Consider the following 1,344-nt stretch of genomic DNA (forward strand, 5'->3'; position numbering starts at 1 on the left):
CGACACCGGTAAGCCGGGCAAGTAAGAGCCATAACCAGCAGGCTCCATTCTTTCGAACACTCCCTTCTTCTCCACGCCTCAACGGCGCACGCCGTGCGGCTTCGATCCCTCGCGCTGGAGCTTTGGTGCTCCTCGCCGGGGGCACTCGGAAAAGGGGCTCGCCTGCGGCGATCGCTATCACTGCCCCGTTCCCGGGTGCCGCGATTGAACCGGTCTCGTCGCTGCACTCGGAACCGCGTGTCCCTTCGGGTCGCTATGCTCACGCTCTCCGGGTGCCATTTCTCAGGGCGATGCGCCCCTGGCGCACGCCGGATCAGGCCTGCGGCCTTTAGGCAGATTGCGCAAGAAGCTGAGAGCAAGAGTGCAGGCTGGGTTTTTCCGTGACGGGTTACAAGCTGTGAGAGAGGCTCGCGGCGCCCGTCGCGGAGACCCGTGATGTCAAACCCTGCTGATTGCCTGCGCGTCGGCCAGGACCGGGCGAACCTCTATAACGAAATCACCGACAAGATCATTGCCGGCTTAAGGCCGGCCGCGTCCCCTGGGTTCAGCCCTGGGGTACGGCCGCGTCGAAAGCGTCGCTGGCCATGCCGAAAAATGCGTCGACCAACCGGCAATGCAGCGGCGTTAACATCCTCATACTCTGGGGCGCGGTGATTGAACGCTGGGTTACCGCCGACCACGAGGCGGCGTGATACTTGGCCTCGTCGCCGCGCGAGAGTGAGAGGAGGGGAGGCTGTTAGCGACGGGTTGGAAACCGAGAGAGAGTCTCACGGCCGCCTGTCGTGGAGAACCAAAATGACGAAAGCCGTACAAAAGATCACGCTGTCGCCGTCCCGAGACATTCCCTTCAACAAGCTCGTGCTCGGCCAGTCGAACGTTCGCCGCATCAAGGCCGGTGTCTCGATCGAGCAGCTCGCGGAGAACATCGCGCAACGTATGCTTCTACAAAGTCTGAGCGTCCGGGCCGTCGTTGATGCAGATGGCAACGCAAGGGGCGTCGAGATCCCGTCGAGGGTGTTCGACACCTATCCAGTCGCGCGTATCAGTGCGCGGGAGGCCGCGTGATGCCCCACGATGCCTCCGAACTGGCACGCCGTCTCGCGCGCGAGGCCGAGGCGGTGTGCCGACGCTATCTCTCCAATGGCAAGAGAGCAGGGCAGTACTGGCTGGTCGGCGACATCCACAACACCCCAGGCCGCTCGTTGTTCGTGCGGCTGCACGAATCGCCGAAGGGACTCGCTGGGAAATGGACCGAATATGTTGCGCCGAAGGTTATGTTGCGCATTTGCACTTGGGTGCTGTCTCGCAGACGATTGACAGCTTCTACGCAACATAATGTCAGCG

Annotated in this window: 1 protein-coding gene and 2 pseudogenes; all 3 read left to right on the top strand. The window is 62.4% G+C overall.

Annotation, left to right across the window (positions count from 1 at the left end):
- Positions 1 to 435 precede the first annotated feature (435 nt).
- Positions 436 to 659: pseudogene (locus M2427_RS42045) on the top strand (ArdC-like ssDNA-binding domain-containing protein); the annotation flags it as partial.
- A 136-nt stretch (positions 660 to 795) separates the two neighbouring features.
- Positions 796 to 1,011 (top strand): annotated as a pseudogene (locus M2427_RS42050) (DNA-binding protein); the annotation flags it as partial.
- 53 nt (positions 1,012 to 1,064) lie between these two features.
- Positions 1,065 to 1,344, top strand: a 280-nt coding sequence (locus M2427_RS42055; protein WP_280712567.1) for a hypothetical protein, incomplete at its 3' end; no start/stop codon positions are given.

The organism is Bradyrhizobium sp. BR13661 (genome assembly GCF_029892425.1).
In the GTDB taxonomy this organism is placed as follows: Bacteria; Pseudomonadota; Alphaproteobacteria; order Rhizobiales; family Xanthobacteraceae; genus Bradyrhizobium.